We start from the raw sequence: 14,241 nt of genomic DNA, 5'->3' as shown, positions 1-14,241 counted from the left end.
AGAGCCACAACACGCTCAGTATTGAACAAAAATTCAATTAGGCGAACGATCGCCCTCGCAGTTTTAGCAGAATTAGCAGGCTCAACAAATACTTTTCGATGCAGTATTTCAACGGATAACCTGAATATTGACTCTTAGTGGTTGGGTTGAGCCTGTTTGTTTATGCAAGTTCAGCTATAGTTGCTGCTAGAACTACTATCGGGTAAGCTTTGATTCCAATTCCTGCGCTCGCTTCAGTTGGTGCGATCGCCAATGATTACCCGCAAATGCGGGGGAGCGAATAGGGAAAACAATTAGGTCAAATTGACCGATAATCAATGCCAATCGCGAGCGATCGCACCAACTGAAACAATCGCCAATGACTACAGGTTTTTGCAAGCAGCGGCTCTATTATTTATGAGCTTGCTGTTTTGATACTAAACTTGCACTCGATCGCGCTAACCCTTGTTTCCCCTGCCACTTTCCAGAAAAATCTGCAAAGTGCAAACAAGCGATCGCCCTACCAATAGAAACAAGTATATATTGTAGAGACTGATTTTCTTCAATAGCAGAAATTATCCTCAACTCTCAAACTAAGAACCGATATCCACCTCACCTCGAAACCAGAAGTAAGGTGTAGCAATAGCAATGTTCAGAGATATATTTATACTGCTAAAGAAATTAATCGCCAAATGGATGAAGTGGATGGTGCGATCACACCTACAACCGCAATTCAGGACAAGTGATCGCTGTACTCCCGAAATAGCTCACGCCCTTCAACGAGCGCCGAACAGTAAATTAAAGTCGCCACATCTGAATTATTCGCTATTCGCGAATGTAGAATAAAGGAAACAAAGCGCGCGCGACCTGAACTGGTCGTTTAGTCCGAGGAGCCCACTCCTCTAAGGGTTTCACACCCCTTACCCTCACGGAAAAGGCTCAATAATGAGTCCGGTCACGCTCAAGTAGGCAACGAAACAAGCGGAATGCAGACCCCGAAAGTAGCCGTAACTGACAGCCTAAGTTGGTTATAGAGCAAGAGGGAGTTATTCTATGATGAACATCAGTGAACTGTTGATTAAACTGCGTTATTTTCCAAGGAGCCAAATAAGGCTGATAGGCTCCGACCAAAAGGTAAATAGGTAGATTCGGCGTTGTGCAATCGCCAAATCGTGTGAATAAAATCCCTATCGCAGAATAGACAGCATCTAAGGAATAACAGACAACTAAACGGCACAACAGGGTAAACCCTACAGAGTCTAGAAGTGGTCGAATACTTCTAGTAAGTCCGAGGTAACAACGACTGAATTCTCTGGAGGGTAGAGGATGGATGAAAAAGCAAATGCTAACTTGTAATGAGTTAGATAGGGGTTCCAAATTTGCCTCTGACCGAAAGGAAAGCCGACTTTATCTGGGTCTTATACGAAAAACTAAATGTTATCGAAACTTAATCCGAGGACAAGTTAGATGGTGATAGCAATATCAACAAACGGAACAAGGAGACAACTAGAGGACTGGAGCCACATTCAATGGCGTAAAGCCCACAAGCTTGTTAAGAATCTACGACAAAGAATTTTTCGTGCTAGAAAACTTGGTAACTTCAGGACTCTTCGGAATCTTCAGAAGTTAATGCAACGAAGCTACGCAAACTTATTACTATCTGTTCGACGTATCACTCAGACCAACAAAGGTAAAGCAACGGCAGGAATTGATAATGAGATTATCAACACCCCAGCGCAACGAGTGAACCTGGTAAATAATTGGAAGGGGGGAAACCTCAAGCCAACCAGACGGGTGGAGATACCAAAGCCCAATGGAAAGAAACGACCGCTCGGAATCCCAACCGTGCGCGACAGAATCGAACAAGCAATAATTAAGAATTCACTAGAACCCGAATGGGAATCCGTGTTTGAACCCAATTCCTATGGATTTAGACCTGGCAGAAGTTGTCAAGATGCTATCGCCCAAAACTTTATCAGGTTGAAAGGTGGTAAAGACACTTGGGTTCTAGAAGCCGACATTCGAGGATTCTTCGATAATATTGCCCATGAATCTATCCTATCCATGATTAGTAACTTTCCTAAGAGAGAACTAATTAAAGGATGGTTAAAAGCTGGATTTGTTTCCAATGGTAAATACAATCCAACGGAAACAGGAACTCCACAAGGTGGTGTTATCTCACCCTTATTAGCCAATATTGGACTCCACGGATTAGAGCAAATGATCAAGTCCATACTTCCTCATTATGCGAAGAGAAAGGGAACTCAAACTGTACAATTTGGGGTAATCAGATATGCTGATGACTTCATCGTCACAGCTAGAGATAAAGAAAGTCTTGAAAATGTTCAAATCCAGATTCAGCAATGGTTGTTAGAAAGAGGGCTTGAACTAAGCGCGGAGAAGACATTAATAACGTCAATGGAAAAAGGCTTTGATTTCTTAGGTTTTAACCACCGTCATTATAATGACAAGCTATTAACCAAACCCTCCAGGAAGAAAGTCCTAGATTTTTGTAAACGGATAGGGGATGAGATAAAAGCTTTAAATGGCTCAAAACAGGAAGATGTAATCAGCAAACTAAATCCAATTCTCCGAGGTTTTGCTAACTACTACAAAGGAGGAGTTAGCAAAGTAACCTTCAACTATATCTCTCACAGGGTATGGCAATACCTTTGGCGTTGGGCAAAACGTAGACACCCCAACAAAGGCACAAATTGGGTTAAAGACAAATACTTCAAAACTATAAATGGTAATAAATGGGTATTCGCCTGTGAATTAGGCGAACGTGAAAATAAAGACCAGAAGTTTAACTACTGCCTTTATTCTATAGCATCAACACCTATTGAACGCCATGTAAAGGTTAATGGAGGAGCAAGTCCCGACGACCAAACACTTAAAGAGTATTGGGACAAAAGAAACCAAAAATTAGGCAAATCCTACTGGGCAAAAGGTAGCAAAAACTATCTCATAGCACAAAATCAAAAATGGAAATGTCCAATCTGTGGTCAACCACTACTCAACGGTGAGGAAATCGAAACCCATCACATAGTACCTGTTGCTAAAGGCGGCTTAAACGACATAAGTAATCTTCAGCACTTACACTCACCGTGTCACAAACAGGTACATTCAAAACCCAAGTCAACTAGCTTGAAGTAAGGCTTGAGCCGTGTGAGTGCGAAAGTCTCATGCACGGTTCTTAGGGGAGGGGAGAGTGGCGACGCTTGAACCTTACCCGACATAAAGCGATGCTCAAACCGCAAGATATCCTTGCCATACTCAAAGTCCACTGTTTGCTTCAAGCAACCTGGACTTACAGCACCCTCGCTCAAAGCTTAGGCATGAGTGCTTCAGAAGTTCATGGTGCGCTCTCTCGCTGTGAAGCAGCAGGCCTCTATGATGGCGAAAATCGCAGGATTTTGACCCAAGCGCTACTAGAGTTCTTAGTTCACGGGCTGCGCTATGTATTCTATGCCCAACCCGGCCCCTTAAGTCGAGGACTGCCAACGGCGCATTCGGCTGAACCGTTGAAAAGCAAGCTAATTGCCTCACCGTCTGAGGTTTATGTTTGGCCTGACCCCCAGGGTGTCGTCAGAGGGCAGGTGATCGCGCCTCTGTACCGTTCAGTCCCCCAAGCGGCTAGTAACGATCCAAAACTTTATGCCTTGCTCAGCTTGATTGACGCTATTCGAGTTGGTCGGGTGCGGGAGCAACGTTTAGCTGCTAGCGAACTTGAAAAGAGGATCGTCGCTCTATGAACCCGCAGATACTCATGCTGGAAATAGTTGCCAGGGTACTCTCTCAAGTACGCACTACCATGTAAGCCTTACACTTGCAAACAGCCTCAACGGAACGCAAAAACCAGATAGTCCAGCCTCAACTTTATTGCTGGCATAGTGGGTACTACGCTACAAAATCGCTTCATAAATTTTAGCTACCTGCCACTTTTATCACACTTGCTCAACTTGATTTTTAATTCAATTCCGAGGCCACAACTTGACTATTAAGTCAATCCACTTGTTGTTAAAAACGCTAAAAAATTAGCTAATTGTTGCGTCAGCTAAAGTCAGGGATTTGCAGTATAAAGTCAGGCGTTTGCAGTATAAAGTCAGGCAAGTGCAGGTATTTGCAGGAACTGCACTTTACCTGTATTTACCGGAAAATATCCTGCAAATGCCTGACTTTTTCGGTCAAATTGCTGCTTTTTTGTGCAGAGACTGCCTTTGCTTGTTGAGCCTGGTTATGGCTGTTTAGTTTTGCTAGCAAGCAATGTTTTTGCGATCGCAAACCCTGACTAATTAGTGCTGACAAAAAATAATGCGCCCTTATGAATGGGGCATCCTAGGTGTCAAGCCGCTTGATTTTTACCCGCTCTTCGACTGTGCCGATTGCTCACATTGCTCCTGCTGTTGTGGCGACTTTTGTGGCAGCACAGGCATCAATTGCCGCAACTTTCCCATCGCACTTGGGTAGCGAGCGATCGGCTTGAGCGACAGCTCGATCGCCCATGACGGAGCTCATAGAATTAAACAGGCGAGTGGCTACCAATCTGGCATCGTATCTTCAGCTATTGAGGAGGATTTTGCGGCGGCAATCGACGCGGGTCTTTCTTGCATCGGTCGATATTGTGGCGATAGTTGGCGAGACGCAATTTGAAGAGTTTAAGCAGCTAAAAGGTGAGGGGCGCTCTCATAAAAACGTATAAAAACGTATATTGCTGAAAGTTTTCCTAGGTCTGCCGCTCTTGGATTTTTCCTTGCTGACCACGGAGAAACCAGGAACGATCGGCTTGTTGGGCAGCCTGATTGCTCCGGCTTGATTCCCCGGTAAATGGATAGGGAATAAGGCAGCTACCATTTCTATAAACGGATAGGCGGGGAAACTGCAATAGCCCGATGAAGCTGTAGCGATTTCCACCCCTAGGCTGGAAAATATACAAAGCTGACTCTCGTACCAGAAAAACAACGCATTAAACCAACGAAACTATCTATGACACTTGGCAAGCTCGAACTCATCATCAAAATTAACGAACTCCCGAACAACGTAGAGACTAACAAAGACAACTGGAAAACCTTTGAGCTTGACTGTGACGGTCGGGTAGTGTCCGTTACTGTTAAGCCAAAAATATGGAAGAAGCTTGAGGATGCTGCTACCAACTATCCCATGTGGGTGGCTGCTATTGGTGGCAAGATGGGTGAATCGACCTCTAACGGTTTTGTGCTAGCAGACCCAAATATCCAAGTCTTTGAGAAAAAACCGAAGGAACCTAAACCTGAAGCAGAGCAGTGAGAGATGTTTAGTGACAATTATGCAAAACTAGCAAACAGGGTTCAAAACCTCGTTTAGTAAGGATTTAAGGTGAATCAGCCAACAGGCTAAATTAGGGTAAATCGTTTGTTGGCTGATTTAATAACTTAACTAATTGTCCTAATAATTAAAAATCTAAATCCTTAATTTTGATAATTAAAATTTGCTCGTCTAGCCCTTTATTAAAGTTAGGTTTTACCTTGCAGACTCATTTATAAAACCATTTCAACAATAGCAATCACTAAATTTATTAATTCTTAGATTTACTCTGTTTTGCTTGAATAATTTTTTTGGCTCGATCCTGAAGTGTAGAATCTTTTGCTCTATCTCTATCATACCCATTTTTAAGCGCTTTATCAAGAACTTTACAGGCTCGCTCCAGCGCCAATGTTCTTTTTTTCTCATCCCACAATTCATCTCGGATGGTCGCACAATACTTTTCAAACTTATTGGAAGTCATGATAGGAAAAGCTGTTCCAGCAATTTCCATACGTAAGATGCCTAGCAAATGGTATTTAAATGCCTTATATCTATTATTAAGTTGTTTTTTTCGTAAAGCAGACTCTATGCGAAAGAGCGCATAAGCACTGACATAGTATGCAATTGGGCAATGACCATTAACAAATATTTGGTTCTCTAAATCATTTAAAAGATTGTTATAATACCTACTAGCTTGAGGAGCACGATTTAAAAACATTGATGCAAAGGCACGAATTTGAGTAGAAACTGGAATAATTTGTATTTTCATTTTTTCGTCAGGACTGCTCTCTGAACCAGATAAAGAACGATACTGTTGTGATCGTCTTTCATAGTAAAGCCGATGTTCTCCTTCAATAGCGTTATAGTATTGTTCTAAATTTTTTTGAAAATCTGTTAATGCAGATAATTCCTCTAGCTTAACTGCTGTTTGCCTATTAGTTGCTTTAGTTATTCGATTTTTTAAAACATTTTCAGAAGAAACAATTAGCTTAATAGGAATATGTACACTGTCTGATATAATCTTTTGATTATTGAAAAGAATATGGCTGGTTTGGCATCCATTAACAATTTGGAAGCTAGTTAATTTAAAATTATCTCCAGTTACACTTAAATCATCTGCAACTACCGTGACGCCATTATTCAATAAAATAAAAGCTTCTTTTTCCTCACTCACCAAAGTTTGCTCAATTTCTTTATTTACAGGATTATCTCCTTGAAAATCTCGAACGTTATCATAAAATAAGCCACGCAAGAGCTTGCCATTCTCATCAGTAATTAAATCTAAATAAATTGAGACAGGTAAGTAGCCAAGATAGGATTCTTTAACTTCTTTCATAGCAGGTAAAGTAACTCTCTTAGAAAACATAATTGTTTTAGAAAAACTGTTTTTTGCCTGACTAAAAAATTGTTGTAATCTCTTTGCATCGACTGGTTCAAAGATAGGAAATGTTCTAAAAATATTTAGTTCTTCAAGGAGTGACCCTTCACGGTTTATACGTGCCTTTAAATTATCGTCCTCTTGCCATTTTCCTGTAGTAGTATAATAAATTTTAAGTTGAGGATTACCATGGCGAAATAGGGGACTTTTATCATAAATATGTTTAATAAGACTTTCTTTTTCAGCAAGAAAATCATTTCTTGGTGCTTTAGAAAGCGGATTAAATAACTCTTGTATGCCAAAAAACATATTAGAAATATCGGCACCATCAAAGTTTTTACTAGCTTTTGCTTGAATAAAAATAAACTCTGCATCAATATACCTGTTGGTGTTGGCTAAATCGTCAATTTCCTCAATTGTGTTAATAAGTACCCCGTTTACAATAATTGCAACTCCATCTAGCTGGAGGTCGTTACTACCAGCAACACAAATATCTTCAACTTGAAATTCTTCAGAATATTCTTTCGATACTACACAGTAGTTTACAAAATGCTCAAACAGTGTTGAGTCAGGAATATTTTCCGGGAAGCCTTGTTCCTGCTTAAACGAGTTGACAAGATTTTGAGTTACTATATCCATACTCATATTTAAAAATAACTTTTTATAGCTTATATAGCGGTTCTCAGATAAATGAGGTATACAGAAACCCTGTATGGTCAAGCTTTCCAGGTCAAAATTCGCACCTCACCTTTTTGATAAATGCTATACTTTTTCTCTGCTTATAGTACCACTTATATTTAGCCTTATCCACAAATTAATCTAATTTTGCAACCTACTGCTCTAATACGACTTCCTCTCCTAGGCAGGAAAAGTGTTGTATCCCCGCCTATAACAAGGTTTTGGAGTGAGTGGGAAATTATCCTTTCCCCCGTCTAAACCCCTAGCGGGATTTTTTCGACGAGCTGTTAAGTTTTTGTCGAAGTGAAAACAATTTAATAGACCGTCGGAAAAATAGCCGCCACCCCTGCCGATTTCTGCGGTGTAAGCACACCCACTGTTAGCAAGTACCGTAAGCGCTTACAAGAAGAAGGGCTTTTGCCAGAAATTCAAGAGCGAACTGACAAGAGCGGCCGCAAACTCAACACCGGAAACATTGGCACAAAAGCCAACCATAAAGAGAAAATTCTCAAAATTGCCAGCGAGATGGATAGAGACGAAATAGAGGAAATTATTGAACTACTAGAGGCAATGCTCTAAAAGCGCAACCGGTTGCGCTTCTGTCAGAGAATAAAGCTTAACTTGTCCAGCGACTCACTGGACAAGTTAAGCTTTATTTGATCGGGCTCTCTAATGCCAGCAACTGTAGAGAGCCGGCTTTCAGCTAGGCGACGGGCAGAGTGAAGGGCGATCGGGCAAACCGATTAAATCCCGGAACAGCGCTGGAGTTGCCGTTCAGGCTCTAGGTCGTTAGATCGACTCTAGGTCGTTAGATCGAGTTTTTCCGTCACCAGAACAATAAAGCTAAGCGGGGATAAAAATGTAAGACGTTGTAAGACACTGTAAACAGTTGTAGACACTGTAGACAGTGCAAACAATAAACCATTGCCAGAATTTGCGGTTGTATCTCGTTAAGTCAAAAATATCGACGAATAAGCTTAAGCCTGCTATTAATTATCTTATGTGAGTGGCTGCTATGTGCTTTATCAATTTATTTAAGCAAAAAACTTGACTTAATAATAAGAGTTTAAGATAATAAAATTAAACCTATTTGATGAGGGAGTACATAATGTTGGATGTTTTAAAATCTTGGCTATCATCTTTAACGCCGATACAACTCCAAACATACCAACTATTATTTTATATTGTTTTTGGGTTAATTACTATTGTTTTTGGGTTAATTACTGCTTTCTTTGGGTTAATTAATGTACGCAAAGTTATTTATGATTTGAACAAAGATAAAATAAATATAAGTATTCAAATCAGGCGAGATAGTATTAGTTTACCAGCGATACAACAGCCATCAAGAGATTATTTATTAATTGAAGTTGTAAACAAAGGTTATAAGCCTGTAGTAATTAATGAAGTAGGGATTGTGTTTCCAGGTAAGAACGATATTAATATTGTAGATATGCCTTGGATATTTCCTCTATTAAAAGAACATATAGAGGACATAATGGGAAGCATTGAATGGGTAGTTATTCCCGGTGTAGTGAATCCAGAATCTTTAGGGATAGCTCAAATTTTATTTTCTAACTTACAAGAGGCTTACAAAAATACGAAAAAAGAAAGACAATTGTCAATTGAAGAACCGGGATATCTGCGAACACTTCAGTTTTTTACTTTTTATGAAGAATTAATGAAGTCTTATAACGCTGATACTCAAGTGTTAACGGTCACACCTTATGTAGTGACTACTACAGGTCAGCGCGTCACTGGAAAAAAAACAAATATTCAATTAGGAAACCTTAATATAGCTGTGCAAACTACGGCTCAAAATCAAAAAAAAAATATTTCTTCGATAAAAGTAAGAAATTATTTAGGGAGTAAAGTTCCGACTATTTATTAAACAATCTAATGGCGATCAGCTCGGGGTGTAACCCTAGGGGGTAAGGGTTGCAGGGTGAGGTTAAGTCAAAATACTATTCTTTTTCGCCCCATACAAATCCAAAATCTCGTTTAGAAGGATTGTCTCTTAGAGTTCCTAATGCACTTATTCTTCTTTCTAATCCACCTTCAAGCATTGCTTTTGTAGATACAAAACAATACTCAAGTAAGTCAATCCAAGAACTATCAACATTGGGGTCTATTTCAAAGGATGCTTTTTGGCTCTTACCTGAAACCTCTACCATAAATAAATTCTCATGCTGTTTAACAGTCATAGGAAGAACTACCCCTGATGGAGGAGCTAAGCTTTTTTCAATAAAACTCTGACCGCAAGTATTCCTATTAAAGGCTTGTACTGGTATCTTAATTAGTAGCCAGAAATCAAATAAACCGTTGTCTTTTATAGTGATTGAGTCCTCAGCACGTGAAATATCTCCTTCTGAAGTGATAAAAGATAAATCAGCAAGACTACATCCAAAGTTATCAGCTAGCTGTTCACAAAGTTGTTCTATGAATGTAGAAATTTTTGCTAAATATTCATAAGTTTTTGCCTGATCCTCAGCGACCATTTCTACCAATTGCTGCATTTTTGATTTTGACATTGTTTTGCTCTCCTGCGTAAAGTTATTGTTTATTATATCATTTATAGTCTCTCTAAAAAACTATGTAACTATTGCTTTAGCAACATGAAAGTCTTCTACCTTGATTTCGCTTGAGATGAGCTTTAGGAGAAGTAACGCCCAAGTTTGGATGAAAATATTCCGAAGCTTAAAGCCTATCCTGAATCTGGCTTTAAAAGCGCTATGGCTAGGCAAGACAGACAATCTAGACTAGGAAGAGATACTAGAAAGTCTGCCCTTCCAAGCGAATCCGATCCAGAAAAGCCATTTTGCCCAGCCCTGGGCTTGAAACTGCGAAAGCGAGGTCAGCATAATTTACTATCCTGAATCACGACCGGAACAGCTACAGCTTCATCAGATAAGTGAATTTGCACCCCTTCGGAATCTTGATAGTGAGTTCAAGGTTATTTGTCCAGTCGCTCACTGGACTAATCAGAGTTACAGTTTATCCAGTACCAAACTGGACAAACTGGACATATGGAAACTTACCCGATCGCAAGCCTGCAAGAGCGCTACAACCTAAGCAGCAAGCAATCTGTGTACGATCGCATAAAAGCTTTATCGATCGAACCAGTAGCCCGAGGCAAAATTTCCAGTGACCAACTGGACAAACTGGATAAGTTAAATCAGCATCTAAAATCTGGTGGCACCCTATCTGATTTTGAGAGCAGCCACACCGAAATTTTCAAAATAGAAGCGATCGAACCGGAGGCCACAACAGCTATAAATCAAGACAGAGAAAACTTTCTTGAACTCATCGAGGCGATCGCTCGGCACATTGGAGCAACTCGCGACCCTTTGCAACATTACGCAGCGTTGGAACAGGCGATCGCCTCCGATTGGATTCTATCGACAGCCGAAGTTAGAGCCCTCATCGGAGTTAAGCCCAGCGGCGATCGATTCAAGCGGGGCGCTTTTGCATTCATCCGAGCCGACAAAGTTGGGAATCAGGCTGGATGGAAGGTTGAAAAAATATGAAATTTTAAGGCGATCGCTTTGAATAATGGTTGTTCAGCACCAATGAAGTTTGATCGCTCATCAGAGTCAAACCACACGATGTTCAAATCACTCGCCGAAGCTTTGCGTTTGTATATGATTTGTCGATGTAATTAGGTATGAGGATGAAACAACTAACTCCTGCACAAATATAGCCGGGGTATTTAGTTATTTACTTAGTTTTAGTTGGTGTTAATAAACTCCCAGATACTAGCTAAACCGTTATAAATCGGGAGCTTCGCTATTTTAGCTGAAGCGTCAACCTGAGCAAATGTGGTACTAATTAGTAGTTATGGTTTTGGTGTTCTGGCTACTGTACCGAAGCTATAGTGTTTGTTTTAGTTGGGTCTTTCCGAGGTGTTTTACGCTCAGTCTTACGCATAAGTAAGACATAAAAGTAAGACTGTTTTGATATTTGTATTACAAATTATTTTTTGTCTTACGAGGAACCTATACAGTAAGTCAGACAAAATATTGTTATATTTCTACTGCCTCTCGGACTTGTTGCAAGCGCTCAATAAGAGGGAAGGAGCGCTACCCAACCACTACAAAAACACGCAAAGAGAAGGGAACGGGCGATCGGTGGCTCACACCGCTAAGGGCGATTAGTGGCTCACACCGCTAAGATTTCCGAAAAATGGGAGGTTAAGGGCGATCGCATTCATCAACGTTTACAACAGAATTTGACCAGCTTCGGGCAACAGAGGAGTTTGCTTAAGGATTCATCAGACTTCTGAAGCCATGTCCGGTAAAGTTCGCCAAAGTGACCTCTTGACTGCTCTAAACGATCGCGTTTTGGGTTCTCTTGCTTTCAGGTGGGGAGCCAATACGCTGAGACTGAGCAGGGTTGTAGGGCGATCGCAAATACTATCACCGCTGCACCCACGATGACCCGAGCCAATACCCCTTTTCTCAACGTTTTGAATAGCATTAGATTCTGACGCAGTAATTGTTCTGGCTGATGCTGGCTTTTACGCAAGCTACAGGGTTACTCGAATCCCGGTAAGCTCAATTGTTTCGGTTCTGCGAGTTCAGGTTTTGCCTTGTGGCTTTTCTTTTCAGTTTTACCTTTTGCCTTTTTCTTTGTATCCAGCTTCTCCCGTTCGGCGCGGATGCGTTCTAAGAGGATGGAGGCGGGTTCGTCGTTGGGGTCTTGGGGAACCAGTTCGCCTCGGAAGGCTTTGGCAAGGATGGATTGGTCTAAATGATTAATCAGTTCAATACTCTCCAAATATTGTTTCTCAACTGCATCAGCAATTAACATACAACGAGCTACCGCTCGAATGATTTCTGTTTGCTCTTCTAAGGGAGGTAATGGAACCGCTGTAGCCTTGATCATACTCAAATTCAAGTTTGGTTGAACCCCACCCGATGCTAGTCGGCGCAAATCACTGTAATTTTTCTGGAAAAATAACTTTACTGTCGGTCTAATTTTAGCGGCAATTCCTTCTAAGATTAAGGCTGCACAGGCTTGGTTTGTTGTCGCTTCAATTACCAATTCAGAAACTTTTCCCCGAGTTTTACCTTCACCATAAAGCGCAACCAGTAAAGTATATTTTGGAAATATTTTTGCGTTTGTCTCTTTGATAGCTAGAGCGGTAATATACTCTTTTGCGGTACTAATAAAGGGTTCATTTAACGCTCCGCTAGTAACCCAAGGAATTGTTCCGCATTCATAGTATTTCTGCTCATTCCGAAGTGGAGTTGCTCCGGTACCGACATCGGCAAATTCTTCTACAGCAATCCAGTGCCATCCATCTGGTAACTCAGGTAAATTATTGATGTCTACAGGTTTAGGTTCCTTATATTTCGCCTTCCACTTATCATCCTTCGGTGTTTTCCCCTGAACCTTCATCTTCTCCAGTTCCGCTTCTTCCCAACGGTGGCGGCGTTCAGCACGAATGCGCTCTAACAGAACTGAAGCAGGTTCAACATCAGGGTTTTTCTCTCGCCAATCAGCGGTGAGGTCGCCACGGAAAGCGGTGGCGAGAACTGATTGGCGGAACTGGTCTAAGAGAGCGGGAATCGCCTCAACTTCCTCCTTCACCCGCTGGCTCCGAGCCTTCAAAGCCTCAATTTTGGCAACTATGCGGCGTTGTTCGTTAAGGGGGGCTAGAGGAATCTGAATACTATTACATTTAGTTTTGTTGATATAAGCTATTGTCGTAGCTGATGACAACTGCTTCATCTGGTCTACCTGTGTCATCAGTGAGTAGGCTATGTACTCAGGGAAAATTTTATCCAAGCACAGGAAACCATGAAATTGCTGATTGGGGACTAAATCATCTTCCGCTATACAAATTATTCCAAATTGTCCCACACAGGACATTAATACAGTTCCTTTAGGCATGACTCTCATGCCCACTTCTTCTGCATCTTCTCTTGTAACTGCGAGATGACTTTTGGATTTTGAAATATATAGCCCTTTAACATCTGGAAGAGTAATCCAAGGGATCGTTCCATCAAAATTTTTAGGTTTTGTTCTTCCTGGCACAATACCTTCACAGATGTAACCTATCTCTGCCCATACCCAGCCTGTAGGAAGTTCTAGCAAATTATCTCTATCCACGGTCACGCTATTCCTTCACCTTCTAACAATTCTGACAGCGCTTCCATCTCTTCCATCGCCGTCTGCAACCTTAGCATAATCTCAGCCGCGATCACATCCGGTTCCAGCAACCCATCCCCCGACTGCAAACTCTCATCCCTTAACCAGGAAATATCGAGATTATTTCCCCGCTTGGCAATCTCCTCACGGGTAAAACACCGCCAGCGCCCCGTTTCCCCTTCGTCAACACGCCCACTCTTCCCATTCGGGTCATCCCCATACGCCAACTCAAACTCATTAAAATGCGATCGCATTAGGGGTATCCGCTTCCCGAAACTGGGCATATTCGTCCGCAGGTCATACACCCACACTTCCTTAGTATTGCCCTTCTCCGTCGTCCCCCGCTGGAAAAACAGCACGTTCGTCTTGACCCCTTGGGCGTAGAAAATCCCCGTAGGTAGCCGCAAAATCGTATGCAAGTTGCACTTATCCATCAAGTCAGCACGGACATTGCGCCCCTGCCCATCCTCAAACAATACATTATCTGGTAACACCACCGCCGCCCGTCCTTCGGGTAGCAGACTGCGATAAACGTGCTGCAAAAACACCAACTGCTTGTTCGAGGTGGGAAAGGTAAAATCATCCCGCGTCGGACTGCCACCCCCCTTCTTCGTGCCAAAAGGCGGATTGGTCAAAATCACCTTGGCCTTCGCCAACCGCTGCCCATCCGGTGAGAGAGTATCCCCCAACGTCACCTCCCCCTCAATCCCGTGCAGCATCATATTCATCAACAACAAGCGGTGGGCATCCTGCACCAACTCCATCCCATAAAA

13 protein-coding genes are annotated in these 14,241 nt (G+C 41.8%); 7 read left to right on the top strand and 6 right to left on the bottom strand.

Going from position 1 to position 14,241, the window contains the following annotated elements; genetic code table 11:
• Positions 1 to 390 precede the first annotated feature (390 nt).
• Positions 391 to 564 carry a hypothetical protein gene (locus QUB12_RS30230; protein ID WP_333309804.1) on the bottom strand — a complete coding sequence of 58 codons (174 nt, stop codon included), beginning with the start codon at positions 562 to 564 and terminating at the stop codon, positions 391 to 393.
• Positions 565 to 1,446: 882 nt separating this feature from the next.
• Here QUB12_RS30230 and ltrA point away from each other — a divergent pair.
• From ltrA to QUB12_RS30215, 3 genes are all read left to right on the top strand, one after another.
• Positions 1,447 to 3,135 (top strand): group II intron reverse transcriptase/maturase, encoded by a 1,689-nt coding sequence (gene ltrA / locus QUB12_RS30225; RefSeq protein WP_333309801.1) that lies wholly within the window; start codon positions 1,447 to 1,449, stop codon positions 3,133 to 3,135.
• 89 nt (positions 3,136 to 3,224) lie between these two features.
• Entirely contained in the window at positions 3,225 to 3,734 is a 510-nt protein-coding gene (locus QUB12_RS30220) for a hypothetical protein (RefSeq protein ID WP_333309798.1), read from the top strand.
• A gap of 316 nt (positions 3,735 to 4,050) precedes the next feature.
• Entirely contained in the window at positions 4,051 to 4,230 is a 180-nt protein-coding gene (locus QUB12_RS30215; protein ID WP_333309797.1) for a hypothetical protein, read from the top strand.
• Positions 4,231 to 4,368: 138 nt separating this feature from the next.
• On the opposite strand, the gene QUB12_RS30210 is transcribed toward QUB12_RS30215, so the two are convergent.
• The gene (locus tag QUB12_RS30210) at positions 4,369 to 4,524 is read right to left on the bottom strand and encodes a hypothetical protein (protein WP_333309794.1); all 156 of its coding nucleotides are present in this window, start codon (positions 4,522 to 4,524) and stop codon (positions 4,369 to 4,371) included.
• Between the two features lie 441 nt (positions 4,525 to 4,965).
• Here QUB12_RS30210 and QUB12_RS30205 point away from each other — a divergent pair, with 441 nt between their 5' ends.
• Positions 4,966 to 5,265 carry a hypothetical protein gene (locus QUB12_RS30205; RefSeq protein ID WP_333309792.1) on the top strand — a complete coding sequence of 100 codons (300 nt, stop codon included), beginning with the start codon at positions 4,966 to 4,968 and terminating at the stop codon, positions 5,263 to 5,265.
• 268 nt (positions 5,266 to 5,533) lie between these two features.
• Here QUB12_RS30205 and QUB12_RS30200 read toward each other — a convergent pair whose 3' ends face one another.
• Entirely contained in the window at positions 5,534 to 7,279 is a 1,746-nt protein-coding gene (locus tag QUB12_RS30200) for an AIPR family protein (RefSeq protein ID WP_333309789.1), read from the bottom strand.
• Between the two features lie 456 nt (positions 7,280 to 7,735).
• On the opposite strand from QUB12_RS30200, the gene QUB12_RS30195 reads away from it, so the two are divergent.
• Together QUB12_RS30195 and QUB12_RS30190 are read left to right on the top strand one after the other, a co-directional pair.
• Complete coding sequence (locus QUB12_RS30195; RefSeq protein ID WP_333309786.1) at positions 7,736 to 7,897, top strand: hypothetical protein; 162 nt, start codon at positions 7,736 to 7,738, stop codon at positions 7,895 to 7,897.
• Between the two features lie 529 nt (positions 7,898 to 8,426).
• Entirely contained in the window at positions 8,427 to 9,206 is a 780-nt protein-coding gene (locus QUB12_RS30190) for a hypothetical protein (RefSeq protein WP_333309783.1), read from the top strand.
• A 73-nt stretch (positions 9,207 to 9,279) separates the two neighbouring features.
• On the opposite strand, the gene QUB12_RS30185 is transcribed toward QUB12_RS30190, so the two are convergent.
• Positions 9,280 to 9,846: a hypothetical protein gene (locus QUB12_RS30185; RefSeq protein WP_333309781.1), complete on the bottom strand. Its 567-nt coding sequence runs from the start codon at positions 9,844 to 9,846 to the stop codon at positions 9,280 to 9,282.
• Between the two features lie 495 nt (positions 9,847 to 10,341).
• Between QUB12_RS30185 and QUB12_RS30180 the strand changes: the two genes are divergently transcribed.
• On the top strand, positions 10,342 to 10,842 hold the full coding sequence (locus QUB12_RS30180) for a hypothetical protein (RefSeq protein ID WP_333309778.1): 501 nt from the start codon (positions 10,342 to 10,344) through the stop codon (positions 10,840 to 10,842).
• Positions 10,843 to 11,848: 1,006 nt separating this feature from the next.
• Here QUB12_RS30180 and QUB12_RS30175 read toward each other — a convergent pair.
• Together QUB12_RS30175 and QUB12_RS30170 are read right to left on the bottom strand one after the other, a co-directional pair.
• Entirely contained in the window at positions 11,849 to 13,435 is a 1,587-nt protein-coding gene (locus QUB12_RS30175; protein WP_333309776.1) for a restriction endonuclease subunit S, read from the bottom strand.
• Positions 13,432 to 14,241: N-6 DNA methylase (locus tag QUB12_RS30170; RefSeq protein WP_333309774.1), on the bottom strand; the 810-nt coding region annotated here is incomplete at its 5' end. The genes QUB12_RS30175 and QUB12_RS30170, both read right to left, overlap by 4 nt.

Origin of the sequence: Microcoleus sp. B7-D4, from assembly GCF_036705125.1 — a bacterium.
Lineage (GTDB): Bacteria > Cyanobacteriota > Cyanobacteriia > Cyanobacteriales > Microcoleaceae > Microcoleus.
This window is presented reverse-complemented; position numbering and strand designations above follow the sequence as displayed.

Excerpts from the sequence above, each read along its gene's own strand:
- QUB12_RS30190 (WP_333309783.1), top strand. The coding sequence starts at position 8,427 with ATGTTGGATGTTTTAAAATCTTGGCTATCATCTTTAACGCCGATACAA.
- QUB12_RS30205 (WP_333309792.1), top strand. The coding sequence starts at position 4,966 with ATGACACTTGGCAAGCTCGAACTCATCATCAAAATTAACGAACTCCCG.
- QUB12_RS30185 (WP_333309781.1), bottom strand. The coding sequence starts at position 9,846 with ATGTCAAAATCAAAAATGCAGCAATTGGTAGAAATGGTCGCTGAGGAT.
- ltrA (WP_333309801.1), top strand. The coding sequence starts at position 1,447 with ATGGTGATAGCAATATCAACAAACGGAACAAGGAGACAACTAGAGGAC.
- QUB12_RS30220 (WP_333309798.1), top strand. The coding sequence starts at position 3,225 with ATGCTCAAACCGCAAGATATCCTTGCCATACTCAAAGTCCACTGTTTG.
- QUB12_RS30180 (WP_333309778.1), top strand. The coding sequence starts at position 10,342 with ATGGAAACTTACCCGATCGCAAGCCTGCAAGAGCGCTACAACCTAAGC.
- QUB12_RS30200 (WP_333309789.1), bottom strand. The coding sequence starts at position 7,279 with ATGGATATAGTAACTCAAAATCTTGTCAACTCGTTTAAGCAGGAACAA.